Origin of the sequence: Marinobacterium stanieri, assembly GCF_900155945.1 — a bacterium.
Taxonomy (GTDB): Bacteria; Pseudomonadota; Gammaproteobacteria; order Pseudomonadales; family Balneatricaceae; genus Marinobacterium; species Marinobacterium stanieri.
Map to the genome: position 1 here is coordinate 95,034 of NZ_FTMN01000008.1, position 17,388 is coordinate 112,421.

Below are 17,388 nucleotides of genomic sequence, written 5' to 3' on the forward strand. Positions count from 1 at the left end.
ATGTGTCCTCTAAACGGAATAGGGATCGGCTATATTCAACCGAGCCAGGAGGGTACGTTCCAAAGCCTCCATTTCCTCGGCGTCGTCGTCATTTATATGATCGAATCCGAGTAGATGCAAGGTCCCGTGTACCACCATGTGTGCCCAGTGATCGAACAGGGCTTTTTCTTGCTCATCAGCCTCAGTCGCCACAACCTCGGCGCAGATCACCAGATCGCCCAGCAGCGTGACGGGAATGCCCGGTGGCACCTCGAACGGAAAGGACAGCACATTGGTGGGCTTGTCCTTGCCACGGTACTCGGCATTGAGGCTTTGGCTCTCTTCGGCATCGACGATGCGGATGCAGACTTCGCCATCGACCTTGCGATCCTTGAGCACGGTTTCAACCCAGCGGCTGAAATCGCCCTCAGCGGGCAGGCCGGCGGCATCGATGGCGTATTGAACGTCTACGGCGATGCTCATCGTGCGTCTCCGTCCGGCTGTGCCTCTTCATGACGCTCGTAGGCTTCGACGATGTGCTGTACCAGCGGGTGACGCACTACGTCCTTGGAACCGAAGTAGGTAAAGCCGATTTCCTTGACGCCATCGAGGACCTCCATGGCGTGCAGAAGGCCGGATTTAACGCCCTTGGGCAGGTCGATCTGGGTCTTGTCGCCCGTGATCACGGCGGTGGAACCAAAGCCGATACGGGTCAGGAACATCTTCATCTGTTCGCGCGTGGTGTTCTGGCTTTCATCCAGAATGACGAAGGAGCCGTTCAGGGTGCGACCACGCATGTAGGCCAGCGGCGCGACTTCGATCACGTTGCGCTCGATCAGCTTGGCGACACGCTCGAAGCCCATCATTTCGTAGAGGGCGTCGTACAGCGGGCGCAGGTAAGGGTCGACCTTCTGGCTCAGATCGCCGGGCAGAAAGCCCAGCTTCTCGCCGGCTTCAACGGCCGGACGCACCAGCAGGATACGGCTGACCTCTTCGCGCTCCAGCGCTTCCACGGCACAGGCAACGGCCAGGTAGGTCTTGCCGGTACCGGCCGGACCGATGCCGAAATTGATATCGTGGGTGCGGATCTGGTGCACATAGTCCTGCTGCTTGCCCGGGCGCGGCTTGATCAGCACCTTGCGGGTACGGATGCCAAAGCGCTTGTCATCTTCGCTCTGGGCCTTGTCCTTGCGTTTGGGCGGCTGTTCGATGCCGGAGTCCTGCAGCAGCAGGTGGAGGGCCTCGGGGGTGAGCTCTTCACCCTTGAGAGCCTGTTGGTACAGCTGTTCCAGCAGGCGGCCCATGGCACGGGTGGCGGCTTCGGGGCCGACCAGCTGGAAACGGTTGCCACGGTTGCGGATCTCGACACCGGTGCGCTCCTCAAGCAGTTTGAGGTGGGCGTCAAACTGACCGCACAGGTTGATCAGTGCGGTCGGGTTGTTGGGTTCCAGCAGAATCGTGGCAGTTTGTTGTGAGGTCAAAAAAACTCTCCCTGTGTTATCAGGCATCAAGCTCGGAACTGATCAGTTCGCCGAGCAGTGAGTTGGCATAGGCCTGTTCAATACGCACATCGGCAAAATGGCCGATCAGGTCCGGATTATCGCAGCGGAAGTTGACGACACGGTTATTCTCGGTGCGACCGGACAGCTGGCCCGGATCTTTCTTGGAATAGCCGTTGACCAGAATGCGCTGGGTGGTGCCGACCATGCGGCGGCTGATCTGGAAGGCCTGGGCCGTGATACGGTCCTGCAGGATCTTCAGGCGCTGCTTCTTGGTTTCTTCATCCACGTTATCCGGCAGGTCGGCGGCGGGCGTGCCCGGGCGACGGCTGTAGATAAAGCTGAACGAGGCATCGAAACCGATATCGGCGATCAGGTTCATGGTCGCTTCGAAGTCGGCATCGGTTTCGTTGGGGAAACCGATAATGAAATCGGACGAGAAGCTGATATCCGGGCGCAGTTTCTTGATGCGGCGCAGCTTGGATTTGTACTCCAGCGCCGTGTGGCCACGTTTCATCGCCATCAGAATGCGGTCAGAACCGCTCTGGACTGGCAGATGCAGGTGGCTGACCAGCTCCGGCACTTCGGCGTAGACGTCGATCAGGCTGTCGCTGAACTCCACCGGATGTGAGGTGGTGAAGCGGATACGGTCGATGCCGTCGATGGCGGCAACACAGCGGATCAGCTCGGCCAGGTCGGCGTGGTCGCCATCATGGGTAGCACCGCGGTAGGCGTTCACGTTCTGGCCCAGCAGGTTCACTTCACGCACACCCTGTTCGGCCAGTTCAACGCACTCGGTCAGTACATCGTCCAGCGGACGGCTGACTTCTTCGCCACGGGTGTAGGGCACTACACAGAAGGTGCAGTACTTGCTGCAGCCTTCCATCACGGAAACGAAGGCTTCCGCACCTTCTACCTTGGGCGCGGGCAGGTGGTCGAATTTCTCGATCTCCGGGAAGCTGACATCGACGATGCCGACACCGCCGTTACGGCTTTCGGAGATCATCTCCGGCAGGCGGTGCAGTGTCTGCGGGCCAAAGATCATGTCCACGTAGGGGGCACGGTCACGGATGGCTTCACCTTCCTGGGAGGCAACGCAGCCGCCGACCCCGATCATCAGGTCGGGCTTTTCTTCCTTCAGCTTGCGCCAGCGGCCCAGCTGGTGAAATACCTTTTCCTGAGCCTTCTCGCGGATGGAGCAGGTGTTCAGCAGCAGGACGTCCGCGTCATCCGGGTTGTCCGTCAACTCCAGTGCGTGGCTTTCGCCCAGCAGATCCGCCATGCGGGAGGAGTCGTATTCGTTCATCTGACAACCATGTGTCTTGATAAACAGCTTTTTCGCCATGAATCACCTGTGTACTGAGGAGGTTTTAAAAGGGTGCGGAATTCAAAAGGTGCAAAATTATACCCAAGCACTGAGGCTTAGGCTAGAAACTGGTTAAAAAATGTCCAGTCTTGTTTTCTGACCAGTTGCCCCCATATCCGCCTGCATCAGAGTGATGAAGAGTGAGTCTAACCATGGCGAATGACGAGCGTTTGTATCGCGTCAGTTTCGTGAATCAGGATAAGGTGTACGAAGTCTATGTGCGCCATGTGTATCAGAGCGACATGTGGGGCTTTATTCAGCTGGAAGATTTCGTTTTCGGCAATCGTTCAGAGTTGCTGGTCGACCCCAGCGAAGACAAGCTGAAACAGGAATTTGCCGATGTGAACACCTGCTACGTACCCATGCAGGCGATTATTCGCATTGATGAGGTAAAGCGCGAGGGCGTGGCCAAGATCAGCGATGCGAAGGGCAATATCACCGCCTTTCCGATGACACCGCCCCGCAAATAAATCTTACTGTGCGGCGGTGTTCAGGCCGTCGCCGCCACAGGCGCTATTGCGGAATGCGCTCTGGTTCAGCAGCGCCATACGCTCTACGCCATGATATTCCACACTCTGGTCGGCAAAGATCAGTTCAGCACCTTCAATGCGGAAGCAGCTCAGATCGGGGTGCTGCCAGACCTTCGGCCAGACCTTTTTGCCTACCACTTCGTTGGGTGCAAATGGACCGGCCACTCGCAGCCAGGCATTGGGTCGACCGCTTTTCTTCGAAGGTACCAGGTCTCCTTTGCCGGTATAGGCAGTGGTCTTGAACATCACGTATTGCAGGGTTTTGTCGGTACCGTTGGTAAAGTTGATCTGGGCGGCGCTGTTGTCCTGCGGAGCGTGGAAGCTGATCAGCAGAACCGGTTTCGGTTTCGGCGGTGCAACGGGCTTCTCGGCAACGGGTTCAGGTTCGGGCTTGCTGGCACAGGCTGCCAGCAGCAGGGTGGCGGCGAACAGCCCCCCCAGCTTTAGGAGGTTCGGTGTAGAGGGGGTCTGAGTATTCATGGAGCTCCTGATCCGTTACATCTGGGGTTAATTCGGACCGTCAGACTGGTTCCACCAAGCTGAACCTGAGCTGACTTCAGTCCTCGGGTGCGATCGGCAGCAGCAGCGTCTTGGACGGTTTGCCCGGGATTTCCCGCGCCAGGCGTGGCACCAGATAGCCAGGCAATTCTGCCTGCAGGCGTCCCACAAGGCGGCGTGCACGTTCGTCGCTGACATCAAAATGGGCAGCCCCGGCGACTGCATCAAGGACAAATAGATAATAGGGCAGTATACCCTCGCTGAACAGGGAATCGCTGAGTGTTTTTTGTACACTCAGGCTGTCGTTCACGCCCTTGAGCAGCACCGCCTGGTTGAGCAGCGTCACACCAGCCTGGCGCAACGGGCGCAGGGCCAGGCGTACGCTTTCATCCACTTCCTGCGGGTGGTTGATATGCAACACCAGCGTGCTGGCGAGACGGCTGCTGGCCAGCATCTCAGTCAGCTCAGACGTAACGCGCTGTGGAATCACCAGCGGCAGGCGTGAATGGATGCGCAGACGCTTCAGGTGCGGAATCTGCTCCAGATCGGCCAGCATGCGGGCCAGACGCGCATCGGGCGTGGCCAGAGGGTCGCCGCCGGAGAAAATCACTTCGCTGACGTTGGGTTGCTGACGGATATAGTCCAGAGCATCCTGCCAGGCGGCACCGCCCAGCTGGTTTTCGCCATAGGGAAAGTGGCGGCGGAAACAGTAGCGGCAGTTGATGGCGCAGGCACCGGACAGCACCAGCAACACCCGGTCCTTATATTTGTGAATGACGCCGCTGGATTGCCTGGCGGCGGCTTCGGCGAGAGGGTCGGTGCCAAAGCCCGGCACTTCCAGCAATTCCTGCTGTAACGGCAGTATCTGCTTCAGCAGCGGGTCCTCGGGGTCGCCCTTGCGGATGCGATTCAGGTACGGACGGGGTACACGCAGTTCAAATGCACGCTCAGCCATCTGTGCGCCTGCCAGCAGGTTCGGCGGCAGTTCCAGTGCCTGCAAGAGTTCGGCAGGATCGGTGACCAGGTGACGCAGTTCGGTCTGCCAGTCAGTATCAGCAGGGTGCAGCAGATTCATCGGAACGGGATGCTCGGGGCTGGTTGTGCGGGATGGATTTGCCAGCATTCTCCTTTGCAGTAGAATGGCTGTCAATTTTCTGACCGCCCACTGCGCGGTCTCCTTCGAATTATTGAGTGCGGAACCTTCTATTTATGGCTAACTACTCCAGCAACCAGTTCAAAAACGGCATGAAAGTGATGATCGACGGCGACCCCTGCTCCATGGTCGACGTGGAGTTCGTTAAGCCGGGTAAGGGCCAGGCATTCACCCGCGTACGTCTGCGTAACCTGCTGACCGGTCGTATCTGGGAGCGTACCTTCAAGTCCAACGAATCCGCTGAAAGCGCCGATGTTATGGATATCGACATGGAGTACCTCTACAACGATGGCGACATGTGGCACTTCATGGACCCGAACTCCTTCGAGCAGGTAGCGGCTGACAAGAACGCTGTTGCCGATGCTGACAAGTGGCTGAAGGAACAGGACAAGTGTGTTGTGACTCTGTGGAATGACAACCCGATCAGTGTTACCCCGCCGAACTTCGTTGAGCTGGAAGTGACTGAAACCGATCCCGGCCTGAAAGGCGATACAGCACAGGGCGGCTCCAAGCCGGCAACCCTGAGCACTGGTGCCGTCGTGCGTGTACCGCTGTTCATCGAACAGGGTGAAACCCTGCGTATCGATACCCGTACCGGCGAGTACGTGAGCCGCGCAAACGGTTGATCAGGTCGCAAGACAACAGACTCTTTTGAGTTTGAGATATTACGGCAGCTTCGGCTGCCGTTTTTGCTTCAGGTTTCCGCTTCTTTCCTCTGGTGATCCTTCATGCAGCAAGATCTCTGGCGTCCCAATGCCTCCATTGAAAACCTGCGTGCCCGTGCTCGGGTACTGGCGCAGATTCGCAGCTTCTTTGCCGAGCAGGATGTGCTGGAAGTGGAAACACCAGTGCTGTCCAAATGCGCCGTCAGTGATCCGTTTCTGGACAGTCTGGAGGTCAGCTTCGGTTTTCAGCCGGGCATAGAGGACGAACGCCTGTACCTGCAAACCTCTCCCGAGTACGCCCTCAAGCGCCTGCTGGCCGCCGGCAGTGGTGATATCTATTCCATGGCCAAGGTGTTTCGCAACGGCGAGTTCGGGCGGCGCCATAATCCGGAATTCACCATGCTGGAGTGGTATCGGTTGGGGTTTGATGATCGCCAACTGATGGCTGAGGTCGCGGCGCTGGTCAGGACTGTTGTGCCAGAATTATCGGTGCAATACCTCAGCTATGCCGAGCTCTTTGAACGTGAGCTGGGGCTGGACCCGCACCAGGCATCCCTGCAGCAGCTGCAACAGGTTTGCCGTGAGCATGTGGATGCGCCTTTTGAGGATGATGACCGCGACACCTGGCTTAACCTGCTGATGTCGCATGTGCTGGAGCCACGTTTGCATGGGGCCGTGTTTATCCACAGCTACCCGGCTTCCATGGCGGCGTTGGCACAGGTGCGTGATGACGAACAGGGGCGTCAGGTGGCGGCGCGTTTTGAGCTTTTTGTCGACGGAGTCGAGCTGGCCAACGGCTACCATGAATTGACTGATGCTGCTGAGCAGGCGCGCCGCTTGCAGGCTGATCAGCAACAACGTGCCGCCCTGGGGCTGCCTCAACGCCCGCTGGAGCAACGGCTTGTAGAAGCGCTGGAAGCAGGTCTGCCCGAGTGCGCCGGGGTGGCACTGGGCGTCGATCGGCTAGTGATGCTGGCGCTGGGTGTGGACAGCCTGGATCAGGTGGTGTCCTTTATGCATGAGCGGGCTTGATACTGTTTGAGCCCCCTCAACTGCTGAGTACCAGGCCAGCCTGCTGATACTTTTCCGGTCTGTTCTGTCGACCAGTCCACTCAGGTAGCTCGAGCACTCGAAAATGTGACTTCAGGTTGCCAGCTATCCATCTGTCCACTAGCTTGCAAGGGTGACAAGGTCCGGGTTCAACCCGGCTTGGCCCCTATTTGGCAAGGAGTGACAGCGTGACATCAGAAAACCAAACGCCCGCAACCATGGCCGCCGTTCAATTGGTTGGGCATGGCGGTGTGGATCAATTGCAGTACAGCACTGAGGTGCCTGTGCCTAAACCGGGCCAGGGTGACGTGCTGGTTCAGGTGACTGCGACTGCCAAGAACAATACCGACCGTAAGGCGCGGGAGGGGCTTTACCCTACCAAGGACAAAGGGGATGTCACCTCCTTCCAGATGGGCGGCGAAGCCACGCTGACTTTTCCTCGTATTCAGGGTGCTGACATTGTCGGGCGTGTTGTGGCCGTGGGCGAGGGTGTCAGCGAGTTCCGTATTGGCGAGCGCGGCCTGCTGGATTTCAATCTCTATCCTGACAACCGACGCGACATCAATCTGACGCCGGACTATTACGGCCACGGCGCCGATGGCGGCTTTGCCGAATATGTGGCCTTGCCGTCTGATCAGTTTCATCGGGTTGATAACCCAGAGCTGGCCGATGCCGAGCTGGCGTCCATGGGGATGTGTTCCTATCAGACGGCCTACCACATGCTCACCGTCGCCGGGGTTGCGGCGGGGGAGCGGGTGCTGGTCAGTGGTGCCAGTGGTGGTGTGGGCACGGCTCTGATTCAATTGTGCCGCATTATCGGCGCCATCCCCTATGCATTGAGTCAGCAGGACAAGGCCGATGCCTTGCTGGCGCTGGGGGCTGAAGCGGTGCTGGATCGCTCGGATATGAGCCAGTTCACCGAGCAGGTCAAAGCGGTAACGGGTGGCAAGCCGATTGATGCGGTGATGGATCTGGTGGGCGGTGAGATGACCGATGCCTTCATCGACACCATGATTTTCGATATGAAACAGCGCTCCACCTATCCCCGTTTAAGCATCGCCGGGGCCAGTGGCGGTAATCTCTCGGAAATCATGTGGACCCGGGTCTATCTTTATCAGGTGCAGATTTTTGGCGTGTCCCATGGCACCCGCGAAGAGGCGGAGCAGCTCATTGCCTGGATCCGTGAGGGCGCCTTGAAACCGGTGTTGCACGCGGCCTTTCCCCTGTCACATCTGCGTGAAGCGGAAGAGTATTTCGTACACCGTGGCAGTAACTATCTGGGCAAGATTGTCATTGTGCCCGATAGCCAGTGGGATACCCATGGCAAGCCATTTGCCTTGACGTGATAGGGCTCAGGCCTGTCCACCTCTAGCCTCAGGTGCTGCTTGTGCAGCGGGAGGATGTTATGCAGCACCAGGTAAAACTGGAACTCATGGATACCCATGCCGGCGGTGATGTCAGCCGCATCGTGACCGGTGGCATCATGCGCTTGCCCGGCACCAGTGTGCGTCAGCAGATGGAGTTCTTGCGAGATCAGGCTGACGGTTTGCGCCGGCTGTTGCTGGAGGAGCCCTACGGCATTCCAGAAATGTCGGTGGATCTGATCGTCCCCGCCAGCCATCCGGATGCCGACTGGGGCTATATCATCATGGAGGTAATGGGGTATCCCATCTACTCGGGCTCCAACACCATCTGTACGGCCACCGCACTGCTGGAAAGCGGTCTGATTAAAAAACAGGAAGGCGTACAGACGTTTACCCTGGAGGCGCCGGCCGGGCTGGTGCAGATTGAAGCCCGGATACAGGATGGGGTGGTGGAAGCCATCACCTGTGAGGGGCTGCCCAGTTATATCCACACCTACAAGGCCAGTATAGAGGTGCCGGGCATTGGGCCTGTCACCTACAGCATCGCCTATAGCGGTGGTTTCTACGCGTTGGTGGAGGCGGCCGAGCTTGGTTTTGTGCTGGAGGCTTCCGAAGAGCGTGCACTGGCTGATACTGCCCATGCCATTGTGGAAGCGATTACCGCCGAGACTGAGTTTGAACACTATGCACTCGGGAATGTTGGGCCCTTGCCCTTTCTTCATTTCATGGGCCCTGTGTTGCAGCTCAGCGATACGACTTACCGCTCTCGCTCGGCAACCTATGTGCACCCCGGTGTGATCTGTCGCAGCACTACCGGAACCGGTACATCTGCGCGGCTGGCACTGATGCAGTATGAGGGATTGATTGAGCCGGGGGATTCCCTTGAAACCGTCTCCTTGCGTGACACCCGCTTTGTTGGCACCTATACCGGCCTTGCCAATAAGCAGGGGCAGGATGTCGTTGAAAACCGCATCACCGGGCGCAGTTTTGTACTTAATCGCGCAGAGGTGATTGCCAACGAAGATGATGCCATGCTCAGCCCGGAGGTGGTGCAAAGCCTGCGTGTACTCTCGACACAGCGAACCTGATACTACCCTGGATGCCTGAGTGCTCTACAAGGCAGCGCGACCGGTACGAAAAGGTGCACAATCTCTGTGCACTGCCTTGAATCGGTGCGCTGCTGCCGGCCCGTGCATTTTACCTTCCTCTCGCGCTTCGCTCGTAAACTGATGTTTTAAAAATACTTTCAATGTTAAGTAAGAAAACTTCCGATTTTTGGCACATTGGTTGCAAAAGTTATTCGTGTTGAATCTTTTGTTTCAGAAACGTGAAGCCGTTTGAGGATGTTGCCATGAAGAAAATGTTGAAAGGTTTTAAGCGTAGTTTGGCCGTTGGTGCGGCCGCTGTCGGGATCGTGATGTCAGCCGGGGCTCAGGCCAGCCTCTTGGGTGATATCGAAGATCGTGGCGTCATTCGTGTTGCCGTGCCGCAGGACTTTCCCCCGTTCGGGTCTGTGGGAACCGATCTGAAACCACGTGGATACGACATCGATATGGCGAATCACATTGCCGAAGAGATGGGCGTTAAGCTCGAGCTGATTACCGTGACCAGCGCCAACCGTATTCCCTACCTGCAAACCGGTCGCGCCGACCTGGTGATCTCCAGCCTGGGCAAGAACGCCGAGCGTGAAAAGGCGATCGACTTCACCGATGCCTACGCGCCTTTCTTCCTGGGTGTATTTGGCACCCCTGATATCGAAGTGGCTGCACCTGCTGACCTGGAAGGCAAGGTTGTTGGTGTTACCCGTGGTGCCGTCGAAGATATGGAGCTGGAAAAAGTGCTGCCCGAAGGGGCCGAGATGAAGCGCTTTGAAGATAACAACACCACGCTTTCGGCTTATCTCTCCGGCCAGGTGTCCCTGATTGCGACCGGTAACCTGGTAGCCGCAGAAATTGCAGAACGTCGCCCGGAACAGGCTCCGGTGACCAAGTTCATGCTGCGTGACTCTCCGTGTTACATCGGCCTGAAAAAAGGTGAAGCCGAACTCCAGGCCCGCGTGAACGAAATCATCGCTCAGGCACTGGCAAGCGGCAAATTGAACAGCATTTCAGAAACCTGGCTCAAGGCGCCGCTGCCTGCCGGTTTCGGGAGCTAAGGCCTGCTCATGTTGAACTTCAGTGATCTCTTGCCCTATACGGACCTGCTTCTGCAGGGGCTAGGGGTCACCGTTTTGCTGACACTCTATTCCACGCTGGGCGGGGTGGCCATAGGCACCGCCTGTGCAGCAGGTCGGCACTACGGTGGCAAAAAGACGCGTTGGGTGATCGGCAGTTATGTCGAACTTATCCGCAACACTCCCTTTATTGTGCAATTATTTTTCATTTTCTTCGGGCTGCCCGCCATTGGCCTGAAATTAACCGCCTGGGAAGCCGGCTTGCTGGCCATGCTGATTAACCTGGGTGCATACAGTACCGAAATTATCCGTGCCGGACTGGCGGCTACGCCAAAAGGGCAGGTCGAAGCAGCACGGGTTTTGGGACTGAGCTCAAGACAGATTTTTTTCCGGGTAATTTTGAACCCGGCATTTGAAAAGATTTATCCGGCTCTGACCAGCCAGTGCATTATCGTCATGCTGGGGTCGGCCGTGGTATCGCAAATTTCCGTGATGGATTTGACCTATGCCGCCAACCTGATTCAGTCCCGCAACTTCAGAAGTTTTGAAGCCTATCTGGTCGTGGCCGGCATGTATCTCCTGCTCGCAATTCTGATGCGACAGGTATTTGAGTGGGTGGGCCGACGTGTATTTCGCCACCGGAGGACAGCCGCATGATCGATTTTTCAAACTGGGACCTGCTACGCAACCTGTTACTGGCGACTCGCTGGACCATCGCACTTTCTCTGACGGCCTTTGTCGGTGGCGCCCTGGTTGGCCTGTTGCTGACGGCCATGCGCCTGAGCGGCCGCTCTGCACTGCAGTATGTGGTGCGCGGCTATGTTGAGCTTTTTCAGGGGACACCGCTGTTGATGCAGCTGTTTCTGGTGTTCTTCGGACTGTCGATGCTGGGTATCGATATCTCGGCCTGGGCGGCGGCGGCCATTGCTCTGACCTGCTTTACCAGCGCCTTCCTGACGGAGATCTGGCGTGGTTGTATCGACACCCTGCCCAAGGGGCAGTGGGAAGCCTCACGTTGTCTGGGACTGAGTTTCACACAAACGCTGACGCGGGTGATTTTGCCACAGGCTGTGCGCGTGGCCCTGGCACCGACCATCGGCTTCTCGGTGCAGGTTGTGAAAGGCACGGCGCTAGCCTCCATTATCGGTTTTGTCGAACTCACCAAGGCCGGCACCATGCTGAATAACGCGACGTTTGAGCCCTTTAAAATATTTGCCATGGTAGCGCTGATCTATTTCGCACTCTGTTACCCGCTGTCACTGGCTAGTCAAAAACTGGAGAAGAAATTCAATGGCGCTCGTTAATATTGATCAGGTCCATAAATATTATGGTGACCTGCATGTACTCAAAGGTGTCGACCTTAAAGTAAAGGCCGGTGAAGTTGTCTCCATTATTGGCCGCAGCGGGTCCGGGAAAAGCACGCTGCTGCGTTGCATGAATGGTCTGGAAGAGTATCAACAGGGTGGTATCACCCTGGATGACAAGGAAGTCTGCAGCGACGAAAAACAGGTCAGACTGCTGTCGCGCAGCGTGGGTATGGTATTTCAGAGCTTCAACCTGTTTCCGCACCTGACAGTGGGTGAAAACATCATGCTGGCGCCCAAGCTGGTGTTGGGTGTGGCCGATAAAGAAGCACGCGCGCTGGCGGAGGACAAGCTGGCGAAAGTGGGGCTGGTGGACAAGTTTGACCAGTATCCCGACCGTCTTTCCGGTGGTCAGCAGCAGCGTGTGGCGATTGCCCGTGCACTGGCCATGTCACCCAAGGTGCTCCTGTGTGACGAGATCACCTCGGCACTGGATCCGGAACTGGTCGGTGAAGTACTGAAAGTGCTGGAACAGCTGGCGGCGGAAGGCATGACGCTGATCCTCGTCACCCATGAAATGAACTTTGCCCGCGATGTGGGGGATCGGGTGGTCTTCATGCACCAGGGCACCATCTGGGAAAGTGGGCCTGCACAGGAAGTGTTTGCCAATCCGTCGACCCCTGAGTTGCAAAGTTTCATCAACGCCGTGCTGTAGGGAGAGGGGCTGTGCGTCAGATTACCGAAACGATCCGGCAAAATTATGACCAGCTCTCGCCCAGTGAGCGGCGAGTGGCCGGTTTCATCATTGATCATCTGGATGATCTGGCAACCTATAACTCGGTTGAATTGAGTCGCCAGTGTAATACGTCGAAAGCGACAATCAGTCGGCTGTTTCGTCGTCTGGGGTACGACAGCTTCAAGCAGGCCCGAGAAGAGCTGCGTCGACTGCGGCAGTCGGGCGTGCCCTTGCCCGGTTCCATGCAAGCCGGTGTCAGTCTGGTGGATCGCCATTTCGCCAGTGAGCAGCAAAACCTGCAGCGTCTGGCTGCATTGGCACAGTCCAGCCAACTCAGTGATATCACCGAGCAGCTGGCCGAAGCCAAAAATGTTGCCGTGATCGGTTTTCGCAACAGTTACCCGATTGCCTTGCACCTGCGTCAGCAGCTGCAGCAGGTGCGTGCATCCGTGAGGCTTTTGCCTCAGCCGGGGCAGACGCTGGGCGAAGAGCTGGTCGAACTGACGCCCGATGACCTGGTGATACTGGTGGCGTTTCACCGCCGCCCATCCGGTTTCCGAACCCTTTTGAACACCTTGCAACAGCAGCAGATACCGACCGTTCTGCTATGTGAAAGCAATAGTGGCTTGATGGCGGGTGGAAAAGGCATGGTGCTGGAACTGCCGCTGGATACCGTATCCGCATTTGACAGCTATGCCCTGCCCATGAGCCTGGCCAGCCTGCTCAGTAACCTGCTGTTGCACCATCAGCTGGAGCAGGGCCGATCAAGAATTGAGCAGATTAACGAACTCTATGATCTGACCGGGGAGTTGGACATCAGTTATTGACTGCCCGAGCCGAAGCCCCATCCGACGAGCGGGGCCTTGGCGGGCTCAGTGGTTTTTTGGATCAAGCCGGCAGTTCATTGAGAAGGGCGCGGCGCATCCGATCGACGGCCTGCTCCAGCAGGGCTCTTGGGCATCCGAAATTGAGGCGCATGAAGCGATCATCGCCAAAGTCACGCCCCGGTGACATGCCCACGCCGGCTTTTTCAAAGAAGTGCGGCGGGTTTTCCAGGCAGGCAGCGGATACATCGATCCAGGCCAAGTAGGTGGCCTCAATCGGGTCCAGCCTCAGGCCGGGCAGGGCGTTAATGGCTTCTACCAGATAGTCGCGGTTGCCGCGCAGGTAATCGAGCTGAGCCCGGTTCCACTCATCTCCATCCCGATAGGCCGCCAGCGCGGCGGTAAAACCAAGCAGGTTCACATCCGGCACTATGCCCTTGCGTACGCGCTGGAAGCGTTGGCGCAGTTCCGGGTTTTGAATCACCGCAAAGGAGCAGCCCAGGCCGGCAATGTTGTAGGTTTTGCTCGGCGCCATCAGGGTAATGGTGCGGGCAGCGATCTCATCCCCCAGCGAAGCAATGGGAGTGTGCGTCAGGCCTTCTTCCAGAATCAGGTCGCAATGGATCTCATCGGAGCAGATGACCAGATCATGGCGAATGATGATCTCGGCCAGAGCTTCCAGCTCTTCGCAGCGATACAGGGTGCCGCCCGGGTTGTGCGGGTTGCAGAACAGCATCAGCTGCGTTTCCGGGGTGATCGCAGCTTCCAGTGCCTCCAGATCGATCAGCGTGCGGCCATCCTCGTTGCGCTTCAGTGGCACCTTGATCAGGCTGCGGTCCGACAGCCGCGGCGCTGACATGAACGGCGGATATACCGGAGAGGGGCTGATCACGGCCGAACCACTCTCGCCAGTGGCGCGACAGGCCAGATTCAGGCCACACACCAGGCCCGGCAGCCAGACCAGATCGTTGGCTTCAATCTGCCAGCCATACAGCACCTGCATGCGTTCAATGACCAGCCGGTTCAGTTCCGACGGGGTGTTGGTGTAGCCGAACACGCCATGGTCGATGCGCTGGTGCAGAGCATCGATCACCGGCTGAGGCGCCATGAAGTCGGTATCGGCGACCCACATCGGCAGAATCTCGCTGTCGGCGTACTTCTCCCATTTCTGGCTGGAGGTGGCGCGGCGGTCGATCTGTGCATCAAAGCGGGTCGCATTCATGTCCTTGCTCCTTAACGGCGATAGCGTGTTTGGTGTTGCTGCTTGATGATACAATAAGCCTAACTTTGACTGCCTTCCAATCGGTGCGTTAGAGGCAGGCCTTATTTCGCCGGACAGGCATCGTCCGCAGCTGACGGGAGTAGTGAGCATGAGCCGCAATGATGATCGCGTAATTATTTTTGATACCACCCTGCGTGACGGGGAGCAGAGCCCGGGCGCATCCATGACCCGTGACGAAAAGCTGCGTATCGCCAAACAGCTGGAAAAGCTGCGTGTAGACGTAATTGAAGCCGGCTTTGCCATTGCCAGCCCGGGTGATTTCGAGTCGGTAAAAGCGATTGCCGACAGCATCAAGGACAGCACCGTCTGCTCTCTGTCCCGTGCGCTGGATGCGGATATCGACCGTGCCGGTGAAGCCCTGCGCGGTGCCAACTCCGGTCGTATTCACACCTTCATCGCCACCTCTCCGATCCACATGCAGTACAAGCTGCAGATGGAGCCGGATCAGGTAGTCGAGAATGCCGTAAGGGCCGTCAAGCGTGCCCGTAACCTGATCGACGACGTGGAGTTCTCGCTGGAAGACGCCAGCCGCTCCGAGCTGGACTTCATGTGCCGCATCATTGAGCAGGTAATCGATGCTGGTGCCACCACCATCAACATTCCGGACACCGTGGGCTACGCGGTACCCCAAGAATATGGTAACACCATCGCGCAGCTGATCGAGCGTATCCCCAATGCGGACAAGGCGATCTTCTCCGTGCATTGCCATAACGATCTGGGTCTGGCGGTCGCCAACTCGCTGGCAGCGGTCAGCGCCGGTGCACGTCAGGTGGAATGTACCATCAACGGTTTGGGCGAGCGTGCCGGTAATGCGTCTCTGGAAGAGATCGTGATGGCGCTGCGCACCCGTGAAGACATTCTGGGCCTGAGCACCGGCATCGATACCACCCAGATCGTGCCGGCATCGCGTCTGGTCTCCAGTGTGACCGGCTTCCCGGTACAGCCGAACAAGGCGATCGTGGGTGCCAACGCCTTTGCCCATGAGTCCGGTATCCACCAGGACGGCGTGCTCAAGCACCGTGAAACCTACGAAATCATGACCGCTGAAGATGTGGGCTGGAACACCAACCGCATGGTACTGGGCAAGCTGTCTGGCCGTAACGCCTTCCGTACCCGTATGGAAGAGCTGGGTACCAGCTTTGCGTCCGATGCCGAGCTGAATACGGCGTTCTCCCGCTTCAAGGAACTGGCGGACAAGAAGAGTGAAATCTTTGACGACGACCTGGTGGCACTGGTCAGCGATGCTCGCGCATCCGCCGGGCACGAGAAGTTCAAGCTGAGCAGCCTCAACGTGACTTCCCAGACCGGCGAAACGCCGGTGGCCAGCCTGGTCGTGTCCGTTGATGGTGACGAGCACTCTGTCGAGTCCTCCGGCAGTGGCCCTGTGGATGCCGCCTTCAAAGCGCTGGAACAGCTGGCCAATTCCGGTGCCAACCTGCAGTTGTACTCGGTGAACGCCATTACCAGCGGTACCGACTCTCAGGGTGAAGTGACTGTGCGTCTGGAGAAGGCCGGTCGTATCGTCAACGGTCTGGGGGCCGATACCGATATCATCATCGCGTCGGCCAAGGCCTACATTCATGCCCTGAACATGCTGGATGCCAACATCCAGAAAGCTCATCCCCAGGTTTAAGAGGCATTGATGTCGGTACAGGCTCAGGAGCAGCAGCGCCACCAGTGGCTGGAAGCAATCGGCATCGACAGCTGGTTGCCACGTCAGCCGCTGCCCGGTGCCGCTGCGCCGGCTGGTTGGGTTGCCGACTTCCGCTATCCGCAGGCTGATGGAGCGGCGGATTTCGCCGATTATGAGGACAGTGCTGCTGAATCCTCATTGTCAGGGCCCGCCCAGGGAGCTGCACCGGCTCGAAAACCCGGTGGCGGCTCGGGTATCGATACCCAGGCATTGCTGGGTGATATCCAGACCAGGTCGGCGCCCAAACCCCAGCCCAAACCGCAAACACCGCCACCGGCTGCCAGTGCCGATCCAGCGCCTGCAGCGGATGCTGCTGCCCCGACGGCACAAAAGCCGGTGGAGCCTGCACCGCACTTCAAGTTGGCCTATCTGGTACGGGGTGATCTGTTGATTATCGACTCCCTGCCACCGCATCATCGCGAAGGTTTCAGCCGCCAGCACAAGCGTCTGCTGCAGGGGGTTACCACTGCACTGGGCTTGACGGCTGAGCAGGAACTGTCTGATCCCGCCATGTTGCCCTGGCCCATGCTGGCCAGTAAAACGCTGGATCAGGGGCCGACCGAAGCAAGGCTGGCCGTGGAACACAAGCTTAAGCGTACGCTGGAGTTTCGCCCGGACATCAGCCGCATTCTGCTGCTGGGTGATGCGGCCATGCACTGGGTAACAGGTGAGCCCTTTAAGCAAGGCGCCTTGCCGTCGTTGTCCGGACGTACTTGTGTGGCATCGATCAGCCTGAGTGAACTCCTGCGCCTGCCGGAACGTAAAGCTGAACTCTGGCAGGATATTCAGCCCATCCGGAATACGGCCTCATGACGGCAGAACCGAACCTGCTGGCTGAGGGGGATATAGAAGCGTTGATCAAGCTGGATGAGCGCTGCTTCCCGGGTGAGCCTTTTGCATCCAGCTGGTGGCTTAAGGCGGCACAGCAGCGTGGCGCCAATGCCTGGGTGCTGCAGCAGGGGGCTGAGCTGGTGGGGTATGCCCTGTTCAGTCGTGTGCTGGATGAAGCGGAGCTGTTACGCATCGCTGTGGCACCTGAAGCCCGTCGACAGGGCTTGGGCGCACTCCTGTTGCAACATGCCGAGCAGGCCTTGCTGGCGGCGGGTACTGTGCAGCTTTACCTGGAAGTACGGGCGTCCAATACACCTGCTCAGGCGCTGTACCAGGCTCAAGGGTGGCAGCTGTCAGGGCGACGGGCCGATTACTACCCGGCCGAAACCGGGCGCGAGGATGCGCTCTTGTTCAGTTTGTGTCGAGGAAGCGTGGATTAAA

At 58.0% G+C, this 17,388-nt stretch carries 19 protein-coding genes; 13 read left to right on the forward strand and 6 right to left on the reverse strand.

The genetic code is table 11. The features are described from left to right. Nucleotides 1-9: 9 nt before the first annotated feature. From ybeY to miaB, 3 genes are read right to left on the reverse strand one after another with little or no spacing between them, the layout of a single operon-like run. Nucleotides 10-462, reverse strand: a complete 453-nt coding sequence (gene ybeY / locus BW956_RS16590; protein WP_076464414.1) for an rRNA maturation RNase YbeY — start codon at nucleotides 460-462, stop codon at nucleotides 10-12. After that, on the reverse strand, nucleotides 459-1,460 hold the full coding sequence (locus BW956_RS16595; RefSeq protein WP_076464417.1) for a PhoH family protein: 1,002 nt from the start codon (nucleotides 1,458-1,460) through the stop codon (nucleotides 459-461). Before BW956_RS16595 ends, ybeY begins: the two co-directional genes overlap by 4 nt. A 19-nt stretch (nucleotides 1,461-1,479) precedes the next feature. Continuing rightward, nucleotides 1,480-2,823: a tRNA (N6-isopentenyl adenosine(37)-C2)-methylthiotransferase MiaB gene (gene miaB / locus BW956_RS16600; protein ID WP_076464420.1), complete on the reverse strand. Its 1,344-nt coding sequence runs from the start codon at nucleotides 2,821-2,823 to the stop codon at nucleotides 1,480-1,482. Between the two features lie 173 nt (nucleotides 2,824-2,996). On the opposite strand from miaB, the gene BW956_RS16605 reads away from it, so the two are divergent. Beyond that, entirely contained in the window at nucleotides 2,997-3,314 is a 318-nt protein-coding gene (locus tag BW956_RS16605; RefSeq protein ID WP_010323574.1) for a DUF1820 family protein, read from the forward strand. 3 nt (nucleotides 3,315-3,317) lie between these two features. Here the strand turns inward: BW956_RS16605 and BW956_RS16610 are convergent, their stop codons facing one another. Both BW956_RS16610 and epmB read right to left on the reverse strand, forming a co-directional pair. After that, nucleotides 3,318-3,854 carry a hypothetical protein gene (locus BW956_RS16610; protein ID WP_076464422.1) on the reverse strand — a complete coding sequence of 179 codons (537 nt, stop codon included), beginning with the start codon at nucleotides 3,852-3,854 and terminating at the stop codon, nucleotides 3,318-3,320. Between the two features lie 76 nt (nucleotides 3,855-3,930). Further along, nucleotides 3,931-4,995, reverse strand: a complete 1,065-nt coding sequence (gene epmB, locus BW956_RS16615) for an EF-P beta-lysylation protein EpmB (protein ID WP_244894385.1) — start codon at nucleotides 4,993-4,995, stop codon at nucleotides 3,931-3,933. Nucleotides 4,996-5,081: 86 nt separating this feature from the next. Between epmB and efp the strand changes: the two genes are divergently transcribed. From efp to BW956_RS16660, 9 genes are all read left to right on the forward strand, one after another. Then, the gene (gene efp / locus BW956_RS16620) at nucleotides 5,082-5,651 is read left to right on the forward strand and encodes an elongation factor P (protein ID WP_010323571.1); all 570 of its coding nucleotides are present in this window, start codon (nucleotides 5,082-5,084) and stop codon (nucleotides 5,649-5,651) included. A gap of 102 nt (nucleotides 5,652-5,753) precedes the next feature. Continuing rightward, nucleotides 5,754-6,722, forward strand: a complete 969-nt coding sequence (epmA, locus tag BW956_RS16625) for an EF-P lysine aminoacylase EpmA (RefSeq protein WP_076464425.1) — start codon at nucleotides 5,754-5,756, stop codon at nucleotides 6,720-6,722. Between the two features lie 236 nt (nucleotides 6,723-6,958). After that, the gene (locus BW956_RS16630) at nucleotides 6,959-8,086 is read left to right on the forward strand and encodes a zinc-binding dehydrogenase (RefSeq protein WP_076464664.1); all 1,128 of its coding nucleotides are present in this window, start codon (nucleotides 6,959-6,961) and stop codon (nucleotides 8,084-8,086) included. A 59-nt stretch (nucleotides 8,087-8,145) separates the two neighbouring features. After that, nucleotides 8,146-9,192, forward strand: coding sequence for a proline racemase family protein (locus tag BW956_RS16635; RefSeq protein ID WP_076464428.1), 1,047 nt, complete (start codon nucleotides 8,146-8,148; stop codon nucleotides 9,190-9,192). Between the two features lie 263 nt (nucleotides 9,193-9,455). After that, a complete protein-coding gene (locus BW956_RS16640) occupies nucleotides 9,456-10,259 on the forward strand; it encodes a transporter substrate-binding domain-containing protein (RefSeq protein ID WP_083703121.1) in 804 nt (267 codons plus the stop codon). Between the two features lie 9 nt (nucleotides 10,260-10,268). Then, nucleotides 10,269-10,934 carry an amino acid ABC transporter permease gene (locus tag BW956_RS16645; RefSeq protein WP_076464430.1) on the forward strand — a complete coding sequence of 222 codons (666 nt, stop codon included), beginning with the start codon at nucleotides 10,269-10,271 and terminating at the stop codon, nucleotides 10,932-10,934. Further along, complete coding sequence (locus tag BW956_RS16650) at nucleotides 10,931-11,581, forward strand: amino acid ABC transporter permease (RefSeq protein ID WP_076464432.1); 651 nt, start codon at nucleotides 10,931-10,933, stop codon at nucleotides 11,579-11,581. The genes BW956_RS16645 and BW956_RS16650 overlap by 4 nt, the downstream gene beginning before the upstream one ends. Then, nucleotides 11,568-12,296, forward strand: a complete 729-nt coding sequence (locus BW956_RS16655; protein WP_076464435.1) for an amino acid ABC transporter ATP-binding protein — start codon at nucleotides 11,568-11,570, stop codon at nucleotides 12,294-12,296. Before BW956_RS16650 ends, BW956_RS16655 begins: the two co-directional genes overlap by 14 nt. 11 nt (nucleotides 12,297-12,307) lie before the next feature. After that, nucleotides 12,308-13,144: a MurR/RpiR family transcriptional regulator gene (locus tag BW956_RS16660; protein WP_076464437.1), complete on the forward strand. Its 837-nt coding sequence runs from the start codon at nucleotides 12,308-12,310 to the stop codon at nucleotides 13,142-13,144. 61 nt (nucleotides 13,145-13,205) lie between these two features. On the opposite strand, the gene BW956_RS16665 is transcribed toward BW956_RS16660, so the two are convergent. Further along, nucleotides 13,206-14,363, reverse strand: a complete 1,158-nt coding sequence (locus tag BW956_RS16665) for a MalY/PatB family protein (RefSeq protein WP_076464440.1) — start codon at nucleotides 14,361-14,363, stop codon at nucleotides 13,206-13,208. A gap of 148 nt (nucleotides 14,364-14,511) precedes the next feature. Here BW956_RS16665 and BW956_RS16670 point away from each other — a divergent pair, with 148 nt between their 5' ends. The 3 genes from BW956_RS16670 to rimI are packed head-to-tail and all read left to right on the forward strand — an operon-like array spanning nucleotide 14,512 to nucleotide 17,387. Next, on the forward strand, nucleotides 14,512-16,056 hold the full coding sequence (locus tag BW956_RS16670) for a 2-isopropylmalate synthase (RefSeq protein WP_010323566.1): 1,545 nt from the start codon (nucleotides 14,512-14,514) through the stop codon (nucleotides 16,054-16,056). A 9-nt stretch (nucleotides 16,057-16,065) separates the two neighbouring features. Next, on the forward strand, nucleotides 16,066-16,929 hold the full coding sequence (locus BW956_RS16675; protein WP_076464443.1) for a uracil-DNA glycosylase family protein: 864 nt from the start codon (nucleotides 16,066-16,068) through the stop codon (nucleotides 16,927-16,929). Further along, a complete protein-coding gene (gene rimI, locus BW956_RS16680; RefSeq protein WP_076464445.1) occupies nucleotides 16,926-17,387 on the forward strand; it encodes a ribosomal protein S18-alanine N-acetyltransferase in 462 nt (153 codons plus the stop codon). Before BW956_RS16675 ends, rimI begins: the two co-directional genes overlap by 4 nt. Nucleotide 17,388: the final 1 nt, after the last annotated feature.